A 1,135-nucleotide genomic window follows, 5' to 3' on the forward strand; every position below is an offset into this window, starting at 1 on the left:
GGCGCCCTTCGCCGTCGCCCTCGCCGCCGACGTGTGCGACGGGCCGGGCGCGACCGGCGGCGTGCTGGCCACGGGGCGGTTCGTCCTCCTGCACGACCCGGCCCCGGACGCCCGGTGGCCGGGAGGCTTCCGGGCGGTGACATGGATCCGTGCGAGCCTGGAACCGGACGTCGCACTGGACCAGCTGGCCGGCGCCGTCGCGTGGACGTGGCTCGTGGAGGCGCTCGAGCGCCGCCACGCCGAGCACTCCCACGCCGGCGGCACCGCGACGCGCAGCATCGCGGAGGGCTTCGGGACGCTCAGTGCGGCCCCGGACACCACCGACATCGAGCTGCGCGCCTCGTGGACCCCGGCCCCGCGGGACCTCGGCTCGCATCTCGAGGCGTGGTCGGACATGATCTGCGCGTTCGCCGGTCTGCCGCCCGAGCACGCCGCGGACGTCCACACGGCCGGCCCCTGACCGCGCGCCCGCGCCTCCGACACACCGGGCCCCGGCCCGTCCCCGCCCCGACCTCCCCGAACAGGAGCAGCATGACCGACGCCCCCGAGACGGCCGCCCCGGACGCGCCCCCGCGGCTGATCGCCACACCGGCCGGTGGAGTCCCCCGGCTCACCGACACCCGCGCGGGCCTGGAGGCCTGCGCCGCGGCGCTCGCCGCGGGGACCGGGCCCGTCGCCATCGACGCGGAGCGCGCCTCCGGGATCCGGTACGGCCAGCGGGCTATGCTCGTCCAGCTCAAGCGCGAGGGCGCCGGCATCTGGCTCGTCGATCCCGAAGCCCTCGACGGGCTGGCCCCGCTGCAGGAGGCCCTCGCGGGCGTCGAGTGGATCCTGCACGCGGCCAGCCAGGACCTGCCCTGCCTGGCCGAGCAGGGGCTGCGCCCCGATCGGCTGTTCGACACCGAGCTCGCGGCCCGGGTGTCCGGCCTGCCGCACGTCGGCCTGGCCGCGGTCCTGGAGGAGCTGCTGGGGGTCACCCTCGCCAAGGAGCATTCGGCCGCCGACTGGTCGGTGCGTCCGCTGCCCGAGGCGATGCTCACCTACGCGGCGCTCGACGTCGAGCTGCTCGTCCCGCTGCGCGAGGCCCTGATCGCGCGCCTCGAGGCCGACGGCAAGCTCGCGTGGGCCGAGCAGG

Annotated in this window: 2 protein-coding genes; both read left to right on the top strand. The window is 77.2% G+C overall.

The window, feature by feature from the left end; all coding sequences use genetic code 11:
* Positions 1-460 (top strand): DUF3000 family protein (locus HMPREF3105_RS01625; RefSeq protein WP_070708620.1); only part of this gene is annotated, 460 nt, incomplete at its 5' end.
* 71 nt (positions 461-531) lie between these two features.
* The coding region (locus HMPREF3105_RS01630; RefSeq protein WP_141762386.1) for a ribonuclease D at positions 532-1,135 on the top strand (604 nt) is incomplete at its 3' end.

It is taken from the genome of Micrococcus sp. HMSC31B01 (genome assembly GCF_001816085.1).
Classification (GTDB): Bacteria; Actinomycetota; Actinomycetes; order Actinomycetales; family Micrococcaceae; genus Micrococcus; species Micrococcus luteus.